The following is a 19,073-nucleotide window of genomic DNA, read 5'->3' on the forward strand; positions in this document are numbered from 1 at the left end:
TATTATCCCTCCAATGCGCAGTTAAATATTTTTTGATAGTCATGTACTTTAAAATATTCTTCTAATTCTTTTATAATATTTATTGGTCGTTCTGGATCAGACATAACTCCTGCTCCAATTCCAACAAGATTTGCCCCGGCCATTATAAACTCTATTGCATCTTCAAAAGTAAATACACCACCCATTCCTATAATTGGCAAATCTCTAAAGACTTTTCTTATTCTATACACAGTTGCAAGTGCTATAGGTTTTATAGCCGGTCCGCTAAAGCCACCAACTGCTCTTTTTAATATTGGTTTTCCGGTATTTATATCTATTTTAAGACCTTTGGGTGAATTAATAAGCGTTACTCCATCAACTCCACCTTTTACAGCACTTTCAACAAGATCTTCAAGAAATGTTTCCACACCAAGTTTTATAAATATAGGTTTTTTGGATATCTTCTTTGCTTCTTTTACAAGCGAATAAATACCTTCTTTATCAATTCCAAGTGGAATTCCATTTTTACCTACATTTGGACATGAAAGGTTTAATTCAAATATAACTGCTTTACTATCGTTTAATCTTTCTATTAGATTCAAATAATCTTCTTTTTTGTCACCACCTATACTTAAAATCACATTTGTATCCAGTGAATCAAGAAAATTCAAATCATCTTCTATAAATTTATCTATTCCAGGATTTTGCAAACCTATAGAATTTAATATACCAGCCTTTACATTTACAATACGTGGTGGTGGATTTCCTTCTTTTTCATCTGGTGTAACCGTTTTTGCTGTAAAACCTCCTAATTTATTTAAATCTATATATTTTGCCAATTCCTGACCATTTCCCCCGGGACCGGAAGCTATTATTATAGGATTTTTAAATTCTATCCCACATATATTTACCATTCTAAATCCACCTCACTTAAATCAAAAACGGGACCATCTTTACAAATCATCTTAATTCCATCTTTAGTCTTTATAGGACATCCTTTACACATTCCGACGCCACATCCCATTCTTGCTTCTAATGATGCATAAACCTTATATCCTTTAAATTCATTTTTTACTGCTTTTATCATATTTAAACTTCCACACACAAGAAATCCTGTATTCTTTGATGGATTTTCTCTTTTTATTCTTTCAATAACTGAAATTCCTTCTTCCTCGTCAATATGTAATTTATCCGTATCCAAAATACTTTTTATCTCATTTGTTCTAAAACCATAATATTCATTTTCCACAAGCTCAGGATATTCATTTTTAAAATGCATAAGAGGTGCTGAACCACAATCTCCGCCTATGAGAATATATTTTTTATTTTTATCTATAGTTTCTATAAATGACTTTCCATAAGGCCCTCTAATATCAATAAAATCTCCTATCTTCAATTTTTTTAATCTTCCTGTTAAATCTCCAACTACAGCAATTAAAAATTCTATTACCTTTCCTTTTTGAAAAATAACTGAAAATGGTTTTGGAAAATCATAATCCTCTGTTTTTACCATAAAAAACTGACCTGGTAAAACATTTATTATTTCAGATGTTTCTACTGAAAGAAACAAATAATTCTCTGTATTCTCTTTTCCTATAACCTTACATTTCATTTTCATTCATCCTTTCATCGTATTTTATTTCACCATTTACAATAGTCATTACTACTTTACCTTCCAATTCCTTATACGGCATATTTTTTCCTTTTGAATATATTTTTCCATCCCATTTTGAATTCAAATCTACAATAGTTATATCTGCAAAATATCCAGTTTTTATATCTCCTACCTTCTCTAAATTAAAAATCTTCGCAGGATTATATGTAACCTTTTCTACAATATCTGACAATGGAATATTGTATTTTCTGGATACTGTATAAATTGCCGGAAAAAATATATCAAGCCCGGATATTCCTGGTGGCGCCTGATTATAATCCCTTGATTTTTCTTCCATTGAATGTGGTGCATGATCGCTAATTATAATATCTATATATTCAAAATTATCTATTAAGTATTTTTGTGTATTTTTATCCGGCAATGGCGGATTTATTTTGTATATTGGATTACTTTTCCCGTGATTTTCGAGTAATAAATGATGAAATGTAATTTCGCATGTTGCCTTTATTTTATTGCTTTTTGCGTATTTTAATAAATCTATTGAATTCTTAGTTGAAATATGGGCTATATGTATATGTGCATCTAAATACTTTGCTATCTCTATATTTCTTGCTATATTTAACGATTCAAATAAGGGTGTATTTCCAAATCTACTATCTTCACAATGGTCAATAACTATTCCATCATATTTTTTTGTTTCTTTTAATGCTTTAAACATTATTTCTGAATCATAAACCGGGGAGCCATCATCTGAAAAGAATTTAAATCCATTTTTTATATGTTCTTCAATATTAACAAGATCTTTTCCTTTTCTTTCCTTAGTAATTGCGCTTATAGGCATAACCTTTGCAAGATTTACTCTTTTGCTTTTTTCTACAACAAATTGAAGCGTTGTTAATGAATCCATTGCCGGAGAAGTATTTGGCATTACTCCAACAGTAGTTACTCCTCCATGAACAGCGGCCTTAAGGCCGCTTTCTATTGTCTCTTTATATTCAAATCCAGGTTCTCTTAAATGAACATGCATATCTATAATCCCCGGAATAATAGTTAATCCTTCTGCATCAATTATTTTATCAACATCATCTTTAATATTTTTCGCTATATCAACAATAATATTATCTTCAATTAAAATATCCTTTTTCCCTGATGTTGAATGTGAAATAATATCCCCATTTTTAATTAAAACTCTCACATCAACCACCTAAACATTCCAGATTTCTTCAAATGTATGAGGTGTTTCACAGAATTCACATACCAATTTACCTTCCTTATTTTTTATAAACGATCCTTTTATTCCTTCACCATTATTTGGATGTGAAATACAATTTTCATTTTTACATCTCAATTCTTCAAAACCATATACTCTTGGCGGAAGTGTAATTCTATATTTTTCAGTTACTCGAGCATTTTTTATAATATTAACTGTCACATTTGGTGAGATAGCTGATAACTTTTTAATTTCCTTTTTAGTTAAATATCTATCCGGCAAACTAATATATCCCTTAAACACACCATCCTTTGACTTAAAAATTCCATCTGCACTATCTACATCATATAACTTCAATATTTTTCTAATCTTCATAATCATATGATAAATTTCTTCTTCCGTTTTACCCTTAGCAATATGATCTATTACAGTTCCATTTTCTATAGGTTTAATTCCTCTTTTCCCTTCCTTTTGCACTCCATGCGTTCCATCAACAATAGGAGCTTTCACAACAAAATCCTCCTTTATTTCTTTTACGCTTTTCGAAGTATCAAAATCTGCTTTCAATGCTCCACCAAACATTGACAATAAAATTATTCGTGTCCAGTATCCGTTAATTGCCTGTCTTTCCCAACCATTTAATGGCAAATCATCTAAAAATGTTGGAATAGTAGGATAAAGTTTATGTCTTGGAAGAGGATGATAAAACTTAATATTATCAGGAATTTTTTCAAGGTAGGATTTCTGGAAAGTAACTGCTTTTCTTAAAATATGCTCTTTTTCTAAAATATCTTCACCCATTCTTTCTAATTGCAAACGTGTAAAATACCATATATTTGCAACGTCACCATATTTTAAATACGAATCTATAGACTCAAATATTCTTACTTCAAAACCATTTTCTTTCATCTGGGAAATATAATGTGAAGGCATAGAAATTTCCTGCGGAGCAATAAGGTCAACCTTAACATTTTTGAAGATTTTTAATCCATTAACCTTGGAGTGTACTGTTCTACCATGGAGAAGATCGCCAACAAGCGCAATATGAATAAAGGAGTTATCGAAGTTATTTTGTTCAAGGAAGGTAAATTCGTCGAGGAGTTCTTGAGTGGGGTGTTCGTGTTTTCCATCACCGGCATTAATAAAAGAAGGAATAGGAAGGCCATTTCTAAGTGCAAATTTTGAAACAGATTGTTCTAAATATCTACATGTTCCTTCAAGTTTAGAACGTATCACAAAAATGGAATAATCACTGTAACCGGTTAGCATATTAAATGTATCTAAATAGCTTTCTTTCTTATTAAACGAGGAATGATTGGAATCAAAGATAGTAACTTTAGCTTTTTTGTGGAATTTTGCAGCATTAATGAAGGATTCTTTAGTGCGGGTACTTGGTTCTATAAAAACAATATAAATACCAACATTCTTATTAATCATAAATTCGGATAAATCCTGTTTCTCAAGCCATTTTTTCTTTAATTGTTTTGTTTTTTCATAAAGGAAAAGTTGTTCCTGAATAGAAAGATCGTTAATAACCGCAAGTGTTCTTCCAAGAAAATCGTGTTTCACGTTTTCCATACATCCACCTCCAGGAAAAAATTTTTTCCTGAAAATCATACAGAATTTTTCAGAAAAAATCAATTAAAACAAAGTAACTTTAATGTTAAAAAATAATATATTAGTATCAAAAATTATTTCAAACACTACTAAATAATGAGTTTAATAACTTTAAAATAAAAAAATCCCCGAACTAAGTTCGGGGATTTTTTGGTGGCCAGGGACAGAATCGAACTGTCGACACCTGGATTTTCAGTCCAGTGCTCTACCAACTGAGCTACCTGGCCACTATTTAAAAATGGTGGGTGCTGCAGGGATCGAACCTACGACCTTCTGCTTGTAAGGCAGACGCTCTCCCAGCTGAGCTAAGCACCCACTCATGTTTTTATCTGGCGCCCCCAACGGGATTTGAACCCGTGTCTTTGGCGTGAAAGGCCAATGTCCTAGGCCGCTAGACGATGGGGGCAATCTCTTTCACAACCGAGTTATATATTACCAGATTTTTCTTTAAAATTCAAGGAAGCAAATATTGAATTTATGTAAAAATTTGTTATTGTTGAATTCACGTTATTTTAATTATTTGGTTATTCCATTTTCATATTTTTTTTGATAGAATGCCGGTGTAAGGATATTTAAATTTATATAAGTTAATAAAAAATGTTTTTCCTCTTCCTGTATAATCCCGGGAATATGGCTCGGGAGTCTCTACCAGGCAGCCGTAAACTGTCTGACTACAGGAAGAGGGGTGTGGGATTATTGTATAGAATCACGCCTCTCTTCCTGAGAGGCGTTTTTTGTTTTTATTAAGATTTTTAAAAGGAGGTCTATTATGTCAAAAGTTTTAATTATTGCTGGTAGTAAATCCGATGAAACTTTTGTAAAACAGGCTCTTGATTTATTTGATGAATGGGGCATAGAGCACGAATTTAAAATTTACAGTGCCCACAGAAACCTCAAAGAATTAACAGAATTCCTCTCTACTCTCTCCTCCGAGTTTAAAGTTATCATAGCCGTTGCCGGTCTTGCCGCTGCTCTCCCAGGCGTTGTTGCTTCATTAACTACTCTTCCCGTAATAGGTGTACCAAATGCTGTTGGACCTCTTAATGGTGTTGATGCTTTACTTTCCATAGTTCAAATGCCCAAAGGTGTTCCAGTAGGAACAATGGGAATTGGAAATCACGGAATGAAAAACGCTGCATATTTTGCAAAAAGAATTCTGGATCTGGAGGGGAAAAAATGAATATAGAAAAATTTGAAATGTTATATGAAGGAAAAGCAAAAAAAATATTCAAATATAACGATGAAGAAGTTATTATATATTTCAAAGATGATGTAACTGCTTTTAATGGCATAAAAAAAGATTCTATTTCCGGGAAGGGAAAAATCAACAAAAAGATAACAACATTTTTCTTTGAACTGGTAGAAAAAGAGGGAATTCCAACACAATTCGTAAAAGATTTAGATGAAAATTCTTTTATCGCTAAAAAGGTTGAAATTATTCCTCTTGAAGTTATTGTAAGAAATTATACCGCGGGTAGTTTTTGCAAAAGGTATGGAGTAGAAAAAGGAATAAAACTGGAAAATCCTATAGTTGAATTTTCATTAAAAGACGACTCTTTAGGTGATCCCATGATATGTGAAAATGTCATTTTATCCTTAAACCTTGTGGAAAAAGACGTTCTTGAAAAACTTAAAGAATATGCTTTAAAAATAAACGAAATACTTTCAAAATTCCTTACAGAAAAAAATATAATACTTGTTGACTATAAGCTGGAATTTGGAAAATACAATGATAAAATATTATTAGCCGATGAAATTTCTCCTGATACTTGTAGATTCTGGGATAAAGATACAATGGATTCACTTGATAAAGATGTATATAGAGAAGAAAAAGGTGATTTAATTGACAAATACACAGAATTTTTAAGGAGGATTGACATATGAAAATATATAGATTTGAAGCTTTAATTACATTAAAAAACGGAATTTTAGACCCTCAAGGTGCAGCTACTCAAAAAGTATTGAAAAGATTGAATTATAAAATCGATAATGTAAGATTTGGTAAATTAATTACTTTTGATCTTGAAGCCGAGAATGAAGAAGATGCTAAAAAAATCGCCGAAGAAATAACATATAACTCTTTAATCAATCCAGTTTTGGAAAATTATGAATTAAAATTACTCGAAACAAGGGAGTTAGAAAAATGATAAATGCAGGAATAATAGTATTTCCAGGATCTAATTGTGATAGAGATGCGGAGTTTGCATTAAGAAAAGCTGGATTTAATACAGAATATGTATGGCATGATTTTAAAGAAATTGGAAAATACGATTTAATATTTATTCCAGGTGGATTTTCATATGGAGATTATTTAAGAGCAGGAGCTTTAGCAAAGTTTTCTCCTGTAATGAATGAAATAGAAAAATACGTTTCAAAAAAACAGGGATTTGTTCTTGGAATATGCAATGGATTTCAGATATTAACTGAATCTGGAATATTACCAGGTGCTTTAACTAAAAACACATCATTAAAGTTTATATGTAAAGATGTAGATGTAAAGGTAATTAACAAAACATGTTCATTTACAAAATTCGTTTCAAAAGAAGTTTTAAGAATACCAATTGCTCATGCTGAAGGAAATTATTATATAAGCGAATCAGAATACATAAAGTTAAAACAAGAACACAGAATAGCCTTTGAATATGTGGAAAATCCAAATGGTTCTGTTGGAAATATTGCAGGAGTTTATAATGAAAATTTTGCTGTGCTTGGAATGATGCCACACCCTGAAAGAAATTCTGTAAGAACACTTGGAAATGGTGATGGACTTGAAATATTGTTATCTATCAGGAGGTCTATAGAAGATGGAAAAAAATAAATTATATCTTGAATTGGGATTAAAGGATTTTGAATATGACAGAATAAAAGAATTGCTTAATAGAGAGCCAAATGAAGTTGAAACATACATGTTCTCCGCTCAATGGTCTGAACATTGTGGATACAAACATTCAAAAGAATTATTAAAAAAACTTCCAAAAAATATAGAAAATGAGAATGCAGGTTATGTATTAATAGACGATTATGCTGTTGTGTTTAAAGTTGAAAGCCATAACCATCCAAGTGCAGTTGAACCATATCAGGGTGCTGCAACTGGTATTGGTGGAATTGTCAGGGATGTACTCGCAATGGGAGCACGTCCTATTGCTTTGCTTGACTCTTTAAGATTTGGAGACATTAAAGATCCAAAAGCAAAAAATATATTCGAAGGTGTTGTATCAGGAATTAGCGGGTATGGAAATTCCATAGGCGTTCCAACAGTTGCTGGTGAAACCTATTTCGACGATAATTACCAGACAAATCCACTTGTAAACGTAATGTGCGTGGGGCTTGTGGAAAAGGATAAAATAGCCTCTTCCAAAGCTCCTGCTGCAGAAAAATTATATGTGTATATTGGTTCTAAAACAGGAAGAGATGGAATACATGGTGCTTCATTTGCTTCAAAAGAATTATCTGGAAAGGACGAAAGGCCTTCAGTACAGGTTGGAGACCCATTCTCAGAAAAAAATCTCATTGAAGCAACACTTGAAATACTTGATATTCCTGGTGTTCTTGCATGTCAGGATATGGGAGCTGCTGGAATATTGAGCTCTTCATCAGAAATGTCTTTTAAAGGCGGATTCGGCTGCGAATTACACCTTGATAAAGTACCTTTAAGAGAAGAAGGAATGTCAGCATGGGAAATATTATTATCTGAGTCTCAGGAAAGAATGTTATTTCTTGTAGAACCAGGAGTTGAAGAAAAATTAGCCGAAATTGCAAAAAAATACTTCCTTGATTATGCAGTTATAGGCAAAACAATTGAAGGTAAAAATATGAAAATATACATGAATGGCAAATTAATGTCAGATATGCCTATAAATGCTCTTGTCGATGCCCCCTCCTTTTACAGAAAAACATCAACACCTTCATATATCCAAGAACTAAAGAAAGAAATTCCAAAAAGCGATATACCTTTAAAAAACGCCTTATTTAAAATATTAAAAGATCCTAATATTGCCAATAAATCCTGGATTTTCGAACAATATGATTATAAAGTAGGAACAAACACTGTAATAATTCCTGGCAAAGCCGATGCTTCTATACTCTGGATTAAAGAAACAAATAAAGGTATTGGTGTAACCATAGATGGCAACGGATTATACACATATATTAATCCATTCGAAGGAAGCAGAAATGTTGTATATGAAGCAGCAAGAAATCTTGTTGCTACGGGTGTAAAACCTCTCGGTGTAACAGATAATATGAATTTTGGAAATCCTGAAAATGACATGGTAATGTGGCAATTTGAACAGAGTATAGAAGGTATTACACAGGCATGTAAGGAATTATCTGTTCCTGTTACCGGAGGAAATGTTAGCTTTTATAATGAATCAGGTGAAAAAGCCATATTACCAACACCTGTAATTGGCATGGTTGGTGAAGCTGACTTAAATCATATTATGGATATGCAATTTAAAATGGCCTCAGATAAAGTATATTTAATTGGAAAAACTGAATTAGATAAAAATAAGCTTGGTGGAAGTCTTTACTTAAAAATCCTTTTTGATTTTATAGGAGGAGAATTGGATACAATAAACTCAGAATTTGAATTAAATTTACAAAACACAGTGCTTGAATTAATCAAAAATCATCTTGTAAATTCTGTTCATGATGTTTCAAAAGGCGGTCTTGCAATTGCAATAATAGAATCTGCGTTAAATGGCAAAAAAGGATTTAAAGGTAATATTGGCAATTCACTTGAAGAACTCTTTGGTGAAAATCAATCAAGATTTATTATTTCCGTTTCTCCGGAAAAAACAGAACTCTTTGAAACATTTATGAAGAAAACAGGAATACCATATAAAGCTATTGGTGAAGTAATGCCTATGAATTACGGTATAGACTTTGGATTTGGACAGATATATTATAAAAATTTATACGATGCATATTTCAATTCCATCAAGGAATATATGGAGGACTAAATATGTTAATGGAAGAATGCGGAATTTTCGGAACATTATTAAAAAACAATAATAACGCTGTGCCATATGTTGTTGAAGGGTTAATAGCCCTTCAACATCGCGGCCAGGAATCAGCAGGAATAGCATATGTCACAGAAGATGAATTAAAAGTATTTAAAAAAATGGGAATGGTAATGGATGTATTCCATAATGGAACAATGAAAAAACTAAATAGCCATATGGTTATAGGCCATGTAAGATATTCCACAAAAGGACGTTCTGAAATTCAAAATTCACAACCATTCCACGTTAGATTCAAAAATGAACATTTTGCTATAGCACATAATGGACAAATTGAGAACGCTGAACAGTTAAGAAAAGAACTTGAAGAACAGGGAACAATATTTTTGACAGAAACGGACACTGAATTAATATTACATATACTAATAAAAAAACTAAATAAAAAAATATCAGAATGGACATTCGAAGAAATAGCAAAAACAATATTTGAAAACATCTCACCTTCATATTCATTATTATTGTTATTTAAAGATAAGATAATAGCATTAAGAGATAAATATGGATATAGGCCTTTATATTACTATACAGACGAAAATGGAATATACATATCTTCTGAAGATAGCGGATTTTATTTTCTGGGACCAGATAAAAAAAATATCCAGGAAATAAAGCCTGGTGAAGCATATGAGTTTTCATTAAATGGAATTAAAAAATTTTCTGTAAATTCACAGGAAAAAAGATATTGTTTCTTTGAACATATATATTTTGCAAGACCAGATTCCAATCTCTTTGGGAAAAACGTTCATATGATGCGTGAAGAGCTTGGAAAAATGTGTGCAAAGGAAAATCCCGTAGAAGCCGATATTGTTGTCCCGGTACTTGATAGTGGTCTTTCCGCTGCATTAGGATATTCAAAAGAGAGTTGCATTCCCATAGACCTTGGTTTAATGAGAAATAGATATGTTGGAAGAACCTTTATTTCACCAAATCAAAGCGATAGAGAAATAGGTGTAAGAAGAAAATTACCTCCAATAGAAGGAGTTATAAAAGGCAAAAGAATAATACTTGTTGATGATTCCATAGTAAGAGGGACAACAATGAGAAAAATAGTGGATATGCTAAAAAAAGCCGGAGCAAAAGAGGTTCATGTTAGAATAGCCAGTCCAAAAGTAGTAAATATATGTAAATGGGGAGTGGATATTCCTGAAAAAGATGAATTAATTGCTGCAAATAAAAGCATAGAAGAAATGAAAAAAGCTTTTAATGCCGACTCTCTTGGATATGTCTCTCTTGAAGGAATTAAAAAAATACTAAAAGACGAATATAATAACTATTGTTTTCATTGTTTCATGAAATAAAAGCGAGAGGTGAAATTATGGATTATAAATCAAGCGGTGTAAATATAGATGAAGCAAATAGCATGATTTCAAAAGTTAAAGATAAATTAAAAGAAAATGCCGGGCTATATGCTGGACTTTTTCCATTAAAAAATATAATTAACGAATATGAAAATCCTGTACTCGTTTCAAGTACAGATGGTGTTGGAACAAAAATGATACTCCTTGAAGAAAGAAACAGATGGGATATAGTAGCTAATGATCTTGTTGGAATGGTATTAAATGATCTTGTATGTATGGGTGCAAAACCTTTATTCTTTTTAGATTATTATGCTACAGGAAAACTCGATGGAGAAAAAGGTGCTGCATTTTTAAACGAATTAATAAAAGTGCTTGAAAAAGTAAACTGCGAATTATTGGGCGGCGAAACTGCAGAATTGCCAGGAATGCTTGTAAAAGACAGAGTGGATGTTGCTGGATTTGCTGTTGGAATAGTAGATAAAGATAAAATTCCAGGAAAAGAAAAGGTAAAAGAAGGAGATATCGTTATAGGGCTTCCTTCTTCCGGGTTTCATTCAAATGGATATTCACTTGTTAGAAAATTATTGGACGAAAATAGAATGAAATTTGATGAAAAAATCATAGCTCCTACAAAATTATATGTAAATGAAACACTTAAAATAAAAGATTATATACATGCTGCTGCACACATAACCGGTGGCGGAATTGGAGAAAATCTTTCAAGGGTTATTCCTGAAGGATATCTGGCAAATATTCATATTAACTGGAAAATACCTGAAGTATTCGAAAGAGCTCTAAACGCAGGTGTGAAAATAGAAGAGGCTTTTAGAGTATTTAATATGGGAATAGGAATGATTTATATATTACCTCAAGAAAATTTGCAAAAAGTAAAAGAAATACTCGAAGAAATGGATATTTCTATATATGAAATTGGAAAAATAATAAAAACAGATGAAGATGAAAAAGTTCGCATAAACCTTTAAAAGAGGTGAATTCAATGAAAAAAAGAATAATTGTACTTGCATCAGGAAATGGTTCCAATTTTGAAGCTATAGTAAAAAAGCTAAGAAACAAATATAAAATCAAACTAATAAGCGAAAATAAAAACGCTTATGTTTTACAAAGAGCCATAAAACTTGATATTGATTATGAATTAATAAACTACAAACTATATAAATCAAGAGAAGAATACAATCAAAAATTATTCGAATATCTAAAACGCGAAGAACCTGATTTAATAGTTCTTGCCGGATATATGAAAATACTCCCTGAATATATAGTTGAACATTTTGAAAATCAAATTATCAATATTCACCCCTCGTTATTGCCTGCATTCAAAGGCCTGAACGCTATAAAACAGGCCTTTGAATATGGCGTAAAATACACCGGTATAACCATACATTATGTTAATAATGAACTCGACGGAGGAAAAATAATAACACAGGAAGTTGTCAAAATAGAAAGAGAAGATACATTGGAAACACTTGAAGAGAAAATACATAAACTCGAACATAAATTATATCCAAAGGTAATAGATAAAATATTAAGACTTCAGGAGGTTGCATATGAAAAGAGCCTTAATTAGTGCTTATGATAAAAAAGATATAGAAATATTGGCAAAGAACCTTGTTGAAAATGGCTATGAAATAATATCAACAGGAAATACTGCAAAATATCTTGAAAAAAATGGAATAAATGTAATTCCCGTAGAAAACATTACAGAATTCCCAGAAATACTTAATGGAAGAGTAAAAACATTACATCCCAAAATTCATGGAGGCGTTCTTGCAAGAAATATTGAAAAAGATTTAGAAGTTTTAAAAAAACATAACATAGAAAAAATAGATCTCGTATATGTAAACCTCTATCCATTTGAAGAAAAATTGAAAGAAGAACTTACAATACAGGAAAGGATAGAATTTATCGACATAGGTGGTCCAACATTAATAAGGGCTGCAGCTAAAAACTTCGAACACACAATAGTTATTGTTGATCCTGAGGATATTCCAATGGTTATAGAAAAAATTAAAGAAAATAATATTGACTTTGAAACAAGATTATACCTTGCCTCAAAAGCTTTTAATCTTACAGCATATTATGATTCATTAATATCAAATTATTTAAACAAATTAATCAATAAAAAATTCCCCAAATATTATACCCCTTCATTAAAACTAAAAAACAAATTAAGATACGGAGAAAACCCTCATCAGGATGCAGTATTCTATGAAAACACATTTGAAGAAGGATTTTTCAACACCTTCGAACAATTAAATGGTAAAGAATTATCCTACAATAATTTAAAAGATATAGACGTTGCCTGGAAAGTGGTTAATGAATTTGATAATGAAAATGCATGTTGCGCTGTAAAACATCAAACCCCATGTGGTGTTGCAATAGGAAAAGATAATTTAGAAGCATATAAAAAAGCGTATGAATGTGATCCAATCTCCATATTCGGTGGAATTGTTGCCTTTAATCATACAGTAACTAAAGAAACGGCACTTGAAATGAAAAAACTCTTCTTAGAAGTAATAATTGCACCAGAATTTGAAGAAGAAGCATTAGAAACCTTAAAAAAGAAAAAAAATCTAAGAATTATAAAAGCTCATAAAAAACCATCAGAAAAAAGGGAATTTTCTACAATTGATGGTGGAGTTCTTGTTCAGGATAGAGATACAGAACTATTTAATAAATTTGAAGTGGTAACTGAAAAAGATATAGATGAAGAGCTAAAAAAAGAATTAATTTTTGCCTTTAAAGTAGTAAAACATGCTAAATCAAATGCAATTGTCGTTGCAGGTAATCAAATGGCAACAATAGGTTCAGGGCAACCAAATAGAATATGGGCAGCAATAGATGCATTAAAAAGGGCAAAACACCCAATAGTATTAGCTTCTGATGCATTCTTCCCATTTGATGATGTTGTTAGAGAGGCTGGAAAATACAATATAAAAGCTATTATACAGCCAGGCGGTTCAATACGCGATGAAGATTCAATAAAAGCTGCAAATGAACTGGGAATAGCCATGATATTTACAAAAATGAGACACTTTAAGCATTGAGGTGATAAGATGAAAGTAATGATTATTGGCAACGGCGGGAGAGAACATGCATTAGCCTGGAAAATATCTCAAAGTCCATTAGTCGAAAAAATATACTGTATCCCCGGAAATGGTGGCACATTTAATGAAAACAAATGCGAAAATGTCTATATAGACAATATTCATGACATAAAAGAATTCGCTAAAAATAATAATATAGCCCTTACAATAGTTGGACCGGAAAAATATCTTGTTGAAGGAATAGTCGATGAATTTGAAAAAGACAGCTTAAAAATTTTTGGTCCAGACAAACGCGCTTCAATGCTTGAAGGAAGTAAATCATATGCAAAAAACTTCGCTAAAAAATATAACGTTCAAACTCCAGAATATTCAGTATTTAATAAATTAGACGATGCAATAGAAAAGATAAAGGAAGTAAAATATCCAGTGGTAATAAAAGCCGATGGCTTAGCTGCTGGAAAAGGGGTAATAATCGCCAAAAATTACGAAGAAGCAGAAAAAGCTCTTTATGATTTTATGGAAAACAAAATATTTGAAGAGGCTGGAAAAACAGTTGTTATAGAAGAATATATTGAAGGTTATGAAATGTCTGTGTTTGTGCTTGTTGATGGAGAAAATTATAAGATATTCCAGACAGCAAAAGACCATAAAAAAATATTTGAAGGTGAAAAAGGACCTAATACAGGTGGTATGGGAGCAATTTCTCCACATCCCTTATTAAACGAAACATTATTTGAAAACATTAAACAAAAAATAATAAAACCAACAATAAAAGGTATAAAAGAAGAAAAATCAAATTACAAAGGTATTTTATTTATTGGATTAATGATAAAAAATAATGAGCCATATCTCCTTGAATATAATGTAAGATTTGGCGATCCAGAAACACAGGCTATGCTCCCATTATTGGAAAATGATATTGCAAAAATCTTTTTAAAAACAGTAGAAGGAAAATTAAATGAAGTAGAATTAAAATGGAAAAACAAAGTTTCATGCTGTGTTGTCGCAGCCTCAAATGGATATCCGGGAAAATATGAAAAAGGCTATGAAATAAATATCAATACAGAAGAAATTGTTTTTCATGCAGGAACAGCAATAAAAGATAATAAACTTATTACAAACGGTGGAAGAGTTTTATCATTAGTAACTATGGAAGATACACTTGAAAAAGCACAAGAAAAAGCGTATGAGGAAATCTCAAAGATTTCTTTTAAAGGAATATATTATAGAAAAGATATAGGAAAGTTATAGCTACAATATAACTAAAACCCCGGGAACTCTTAAATTCGGGTTCTCGGGGTTATTTTTTAAAAAATCAAAGTGATTATTATAGGAATTGATATTGAAAGCAAAACTCCATGACCAAAACTTATTAAAATCTTATCCTTATCAACACTTTTTGAAACAACTCCCAGAAGCGTATCCATAGACGGAGCACCTGCTATACCAATAGCTCCTAATTGAGAAACTCTTGCATATAATGGTATTAATAAAATTCCAAGAACTTCTCTAAATACATTGGACAAAAATGCCACAGCACCTAAAAACGGCGAATATAATGAGCTAATCATAACTCCAGATAAAGAATACCATCCCATTCCAGCAGCAGCACCCATTGCTTCTTTAAAAGTTAATTGAGTAAAAAACGAAACAAAACCACCAAAAACAAGACTTCCAAAAATTGTTAAAGATGTCTGGATTAATATTACCTTTAAACTACTCTTTAACTTTGATAATATACGTTCTTCAGATCCAATATCAACTCCAACTGAAAAAACCAATAGCATAAGCAAAACAGTAATTAAATTCGATGGAAGATTAATATCTATAAAAAATCCACTTATTATTCCTAATACAACAGCAGAAAGCAATAATATCATTTCACATCATTCCTTTTAAAAAAGAACTTTTCATATATTGTGGCCAGTAACGCACTTCCTAAAATTGCAAAAACAGCAATTATAAATGAAAGATATCCTATTTCAGAAAGTTGTTGTATTAAATCCTTATCAGAACCAAGTTCAAACCCCATAAAAAAAAGCAATAATACAGTGACAATAGTAACAACATTCCATTTTCTCAAAAATTGAAATTTATTCTTAATACCAAGAACAAACCCTAAAATAAATGCTGCCAGGATTAAATACAACATCCTATCACCCCTATATATAAAAAAATTGGCAACTGGAATTTCAGTTGCCATATATATTATATCACAAAAATCACTTTTTGTCAAGCAGATGGTTTATTAAAAGACTTTAATGTTTTGTTTGTTATTATTGTCACTTATATTACAGGGTATTGACAACAAAAAATTTTTATGGTATTATAGGATATGATTTACATGTATGAAATATTTTTCATGGAAATTTGTTATATTTTTGTACTAATTTTAATAAAGTAATTAAAATCGAAAACTTAAGATGTAAATATTAACATATATTATCTTTACATAGAAAGGGGTGTTAACTTTGGCTAGACAAAAGTGGGGTTCAAGATGGGCGTTTGTTTTAGCAGCCGTAGGTTCTGCCGCAGGTCTTGGGAATGCCTGGAGATTCCCATATATGGCATATTCCAATGGAGGTGGAGCATTTTATATTCCATATTTCATTGCTCTATTTCTTGCTGGTATACCAATTTTAATGGCAGAATTTGGAATAGGTCAGGGTTTACAAAGTAGTGCTCCAAAAGCTCTGGGAAAAATTTCGAAAGGTGCTGAATTTATCGGTTGGTGGGCTGTATTAACTGGTTCTATAATCGTATTTTATTATAACGTTATTATGGCCTGGATTTTTAACTATTTATACTTCTCATTTGGTCCTGCATGGAAAGGTGATCCAAAAGGTTTCTTCTTTGGTGACTTCTTAAAATTAACAGATGGCCCTGGACAATTAGGTGGATTAAGATGGCCAATAGTTATTGGATTATTAATTGCCTGGTTATGGGTATATTTAATATTAAGAAAAGGTACAGAATCAGTTGGAAAAACTGTTATGTGGACTGTTCCATTACCAATTATTCTCTTAGTTTTATTAGGAATCAGAGGTGTAACACTTGAAGGTGCAGCCACAGGTTTAAATTTCTTATTTGAACCAAACTTTGCAAAATTAGCTGAACCAAGAGTATGGGCTAATGCATTTGGACAGATATTCTTCTCATTAAGTGTTGCATTTGGTATTATGATTGCATATGGTAGTTATAATGATAAGAAAAATGATGTTGCTAATAATGCTATTATTACTGCTCTTGGTAACTCAGCAACTTCATTCCTTGCTGGTATCGCTGTATTTTCCGTTTTAGGATATATGGCTACACAAATGCAGGTCCCAGTTGATGAAGTAGTTAGCGGTGGAATTGGATTAGCATTCGTTGTTTATCCACAGGCTATTTCATTAATCCCTGGCGGTGCTGTAGTTCAGTCAATAATTGGTTTAGCATTCTTTATTATGTTATTAACACTTGGTATTGACTCAGCATTCTCACTTGTTGAAGCAACAGAAGCTGCAGCTGGAGACAAATTTAAAGTAAATAAGAAAACATTCTTAGTTGGTTTCTCAGTATTAGGATTTATCTTCGGACTCTTATTTGCAACACAAGGAGGATTATACTGGTTAGATATTATCGATCACTATATGGGAACATATGCATTATTGGTTGTTGGTATATTAGAATCAATTGTTATTGGCTGGGTTTTTGGTGCAGAAAAATTAAGAGAATACATCAATTCAGTTTCTGAAGTAAAAATCGGTGCTTGGTTTGACATTTCTTTAAAATACATTATTCCTATTGTTTTAATCTCCATTTTAGGATTAAATATCTATGATGAAATGAAAAATCCATACGGCGGATATCCAGCATGGGCATTAACAGTTGGTTTTGTTATTTTCTTAGCTGTTCCAGTAATTGGATATATACTTGCTAAAATGCCTTCAAAAGACGAAAAGTATAATGAAAAGGTTACTGAAATTACAGTAGAGGATTAAGGGGGCGAAAATATGTCAGGAAGCGCAATAGCATTCATGATTTTTGCAGGTGTTGTATTATTTGGAGGATTAGCCTGGTCATTAAATATAGCAGCAAAACACAATAAATAATTATATAAAATAAACAGGCGCGTAAATTCGCGCCTGTTTATTTTATTATTAATGATATTAATAACAATGAAATTAAAAAATATGGTATTGCATATTTATGATATGTTTTCATTCCATTTTCAATCTTAGAAATTCTCAATCCTATAATATTTGCAAGAGAACCTATTATAAATCCTGTTCCAGCCAAATTAACTCCATAACTTAAATAATACCAGTTATCTGTGTAGTTAGATAAAAATATAGTTGCAGGAACATTACTTATTATCTGCGACAATCCTGTACTAAACAAAAACAAATTTTTTCCATTATTCAAACCAAAATGTTCAATAAAATATTTTATTTCAGGTATCATGGATAATATATTAAAATTAATAAAAAACAGAATAAAAAGAAGAATTATATTCCAATCACATTTAGATATTACTGATTTTTTAGTAATTAAATAATAAACAAAAATTACTCCTAAAAACAAATAAAAAAAATCTTCGTAATTCGAAGAAATTATGTACATTAAAAGGATTATTAACGAATTAAAAAAAGCGTTATTATCGTATTTTTCATCACTAATAACTATTTCCATTTTCTTATTTTTCACAAGAAATGTTGCATATACAATCAAAAGGAAAAATTCCAAAAGAAAAAAAGGCATCATTTTTAAAATAAAATTAAACACACCTGTGCCATAATTATGCCATATAAATATATTTTGAGGATTTCCAATAGGAGTTAATGAAGAACCAATATTTACAGCTATTATTTCAAGAATTATTATTCGAGAAAAATCAAAATTTACCAGTTTTTTTAGTTTTATTGTTAAAGGAATTACAATAAAAAGCGTTATATCATTGGTCAAAATCATCGCCAGAAAAGTTGAAATTATTATTAAAAAATATACAAGATTCCTTTCATAATGCGCCTTTTTAACCATAAATATCGCTATATGGTGAAAATAATTTGATAGTTCAATTGATTTAGTAATTAATAATAATCCCGAAAGAAAAAATATTGTTTTCCAGTTTATTAATTCTGGATATTGAACTGGTGAAATTTTATACATAAATGAAATTATTATTAAAAAAACAAATAAAAATACTATCAGTTTTTCTTCCATTATATACTTTTTTACTCTATCTATTGCAATCACCATCCACTATGTAATTTGCATATATATTAT

At 31.0% G+C, this 19,073-nt stretch carries 19 protein-coding genes, 3 tRNA genes and 1 riboswitch; of the genes, 12 read left to right on the forward strand and 10 right to left on the reverse strand.

Features of this window, described 5'->3' with window-relative positions; genetic code table 11:
• Positions 1-2 precede the first annotated feature (2 nt).
• From MARPI_RS01820 to MARPI_RS01850, 7 genes are all read right to left on the reverse strand, one after another.
• A complete protein-coding gene (locus MARPI_RS01820) occupies positions 3-893 on the reverse strand; it encodes a dihydroorotate dehydrogenase (protein ID WP_014295890.1) in 891 nt (296 codons plus the stop codon).
• Positions 887-1,591 (reverse strand): iron-sulfur cluster-binding protein, encoded by a 705-nt coding sequence (locus tag MARPI_RS01825; RefSeq protein WP_014295891.1) that lies wholly within the window; start codon positions 1,589-1,591, stop codon positions 887-889. The genes MARPI_RS01820 and MARPI_RS01825 overlap by 7 nt, the downstream gene beginning before the upstream one ends.
• Positions 1,581-2,789 carry a dihydroorotase gene (locus tag MARPI_RS01830; protein WP_014295892.1) on the reverse strand — a complete coding sequence of 403 codons (1,209 nt, stop codon included), beginning with the start codon at positions 2,787-2,789 and terminating at the stop codon, positions 1,581-1,583. The genes MARPI_RS01825 and MARPI_RS01830 overlap by 11 nt, the downstream gene beginning before the upstream one ends.
• Before the next feature lie 9 nt (positions 2,790-2,798).
• On the reverse strand, positions 2,799-4,373 hold the full coding sequence (locus MARPI_RS01835; RefSeq protein WP_041638731.1) for a bifunctional aspartate carbamoyltransferase catalytic subunit/aspartate carbamoyltransferase regulatory subunit: 1,575 nt from the start codon (positions 4,371-4,373) through the stop codon (positions 2,799-2,801).
• Between the two features lie 199 nt (positions 4,374-4,572).
• Positions 4,573-4,648 (reverse strand) — tRNA-Phe (locus tag MARPI_RS01840).
• Positions 4,649-4,660: 12 nt separating this feature from the next.
• Positions 4,661-4,736 (reverse strand) — tRNA-Val (locus MARPI_RS01845).
• A 15-nt stretch (positions 4,737-4,751) separates the two neighbouring features.
• Positions 4,752-4,827: transfer RNA gene (locus MARPI_RS01850), tRNA-Glu, on the reverse strand.
• 186 nt (positions 4,828-5,013) lie between these two features.
• Positions 5,014-5,115: riboswitch (purine riboswitch) on the forward strand.
• Between the two features lie 75 nt (positions 5,116-5,190).
• Between MARPI_RS01850 and MARPI_RS01855 the strand changes: the two genes are divergently transcribed.
• The 10 genes from MARPI_RS01855 to purD are packed head-to-tail and all read left to right on the forward strand — an operon-like array spanning position 5,191 to position 15,056.
• Complete coding sequence (locus tag MARPI_RS01855; protein ID WP_014295894.1) at positions 5,191-5,601, forward strand: 5-(carboxyamino)imidazole ribonucleotide mutase; 411 nt, start codon at positions 5,191-5,193, stop codon at positions 5,599-5,601.
• Positions 5,602-5,603: 2 nt separating this feature from the next.
• A complete protein-coding gene (purC, locus tag MARPI_RS01860) occupies positions 5,604-6,305 on the forward strand; it encodes a phosphoribosylaminoimidazolesuccinocarboxamide synthase (RefSeq protein ID WP_041638732.1) in 702 nt (233 codons plus the stop codon).
• Entirely contained in the window at positions 6,302-6,568 is a 267-nt protein-coding gene (gene purS / locus MARPI_RS01865) for a phosphoribosylformylglycinamidine synthase subunit PurS (protein WP_014295896.1), read from the forward strand. Before purC ends, purS begins: the two co-directional genes overlap by 4 nt.
• A complete protein-coding gene (gene purQ / locus MARPI_RS01870) occupies positions 6,568-7,239 on the forward strand; it encodes a phosphoribosylformylglycinamidine synthase subunit PurQ (RefSeq protein WP_148265185.1) in 672 nt (223 codons plus the stop codon). Before purS ends, purQ begins: the two co-directional genes overlap by 1 nt.
• The gene (gene purL, locus MARPI_RS01875) at positions 7,226-9,382 is read left to right on the forward strand and encodes a phosphoribosylformylglycinamidine synthase subunit PurL (protein WP_014295898.1); all 2,157 of its coding nucleotides are present in this window, start codon (positions 7,226-7,228) and stop codon (positions 9,380-9,382) included. Before purQ ends, purL begins: the two co-directional genes overlap by 14 nt.
• Positions 9,383-9,384: 2 nt before the next feature.
• Positions 9,385-10,740: an amidophosphoribosyltransferase gene (purF, locus tag MARPI_RS01880; RefSeq protein WP_014295899.1), complete on the forward strand. Its 1,356-nt coding sequence runs from the start codon at positions 9,385-9,387 to the stop codon at positions 10,738-10,740.
• A 17-nt stretch (positions 10,741-10,757) separates the two neighbouring features.
• Positions 10,758-11,723, forward strand: coding sequence for a phosphoribosylformylglycinamidine cyclo-ligase (gene purM / locus MARPI_RS01885; protein WP_014295900.1), 966 nt, complete (start codon positions 10,758-10,760; stop codon positions 11,721-11,723).
• Between the two features lie 14 nt (positions 11,724-11,737).
• Positions 11,738-12,325 (forward strand): phosphoribosylglycinamide formyltransferase, encoded by a 588-nt coding sequence (purN, locus tag MARPI_RS01890; RefSeq protein ID WP_014295901.1) that lies wholly within the window; start codon positions 11,738-11,740, stop codon positions 12,323-12,325.
• Positions 12,306-13,805 carry a bifunctional phosphoribosylaminoimidazolecarboxamide formyltransferase/IMP cyclohydrolase gene (purH, locus tag MARPI_RS01895; RefSeq protein ID WP_014295902.1) on the forward strand — a complete coding sequence of 500 codons (1,500 nt, stop codon included), beginning with the start codon at positions 12,306-12,308 and terminating at the stop codon, positions 13,803-13,805. Before purN ends, purH begins: the two co-directional genes overlap by 20 nt.
• A 9-nt stretch (positions 13,806-13,814) precedes the next feature.
• Entirely contained in the window at positions 13,815-15,056 is a 1,242-nt protein-coding gene (purD, locus tag MARPI_RS01900) for a phosphoribosylamine--glycine ligase (RefSeq protein WP_014295903.1), read from the forward strand.
• Positions 15,057-15,112: 56 nt separating this feature from the next.
• On the opposite strand, the gene MARPI_RS01905 is transcribed toward purD, so the two are convergent.
• Both MARPI_RS01905 and MARPI_RS01910 read right to left on the reverse strand, forming a co-directional pair.
• Positions 15,113-15,685, reverse strand: a complete 573-nt coding sequence (locus MARPI_RS01905) for a LysO family transporter (RefSeq protein WP_014295904.1) — start codon at positions 15,683-15,685, stop codon at positions 15,113-15,115.
• The gene (locus MARPI_RS01910) at positions 15,682-15,957 is read right to left on the reverse strand and encodes a LysO family transporter (protein WP_041638440.1); all 276 of its coding nucleotides are present in this window, start codon (positions 15,955-15,957) and stop codon (positions 15,682-15,684) included. Before MARPI_RS01910 ends, MARPI_RS01905 begins: the two co-directional genes overlap by 4 nt.
• A gap of 310 nt (positions 15,958-16,267) precedes the next feature.
• On the opposite strand from MARPI_RS01910, the gene MARPI_RS01915 reads away from it, so the two are divergent.
• Both MARPI_RS01915 and MARPI_RS11000 read left to right on the forward strand, forming a co-directional pair.
• A complete protein-coding gene (locus tag MARPI_RS01915) occupies positions 16,268-17,788 on the forward strand; it encodes a sodium-dependent transporter (protein ID WP_041638442.1) in 1,521 nt (506 codons plus the stop codon).
• A 12-nt stretch (positions 17,789-17,800) separates the two neighbouring features.
• Positions 17,801-17,899 (forward strand): MetS family NSS transporter small subunit, encoded by a 99-nt coding sequence (locus MARPI_RS11000; protein WP_014295907.1) that lies wholly within the window; start codon positions 17,801-17,803, stop codon positions 17,897-17,899.
• Between the two features lie 37 nt (positions 17,900-17,936).
• Here MARPI_RS11000 and MARPI_RS01920 read toward each other — a convergent pair whose 3' ends face one another.
• Positions 17,937-19,043, reverse strand: a complete 1,107-nt coding sequence (locus MARPI_RS01920; protein ID WP_041638444.1) for an SLC13 family permease — start codon at positions 19,041-19,043, stop codon at positions 17,937-17,939.
• Positions 19,044-19,073 lie beyond the last annotated feature (30 nt).

The organism is Marinitoga piezophila KA3 (assembly GCF_000255135.1).
GTDB lineage: Bacteria > Thermotogota > Thermotogae > Petrotogales > Petrotogaceae > Marinitoga > Marinitoga piezophila.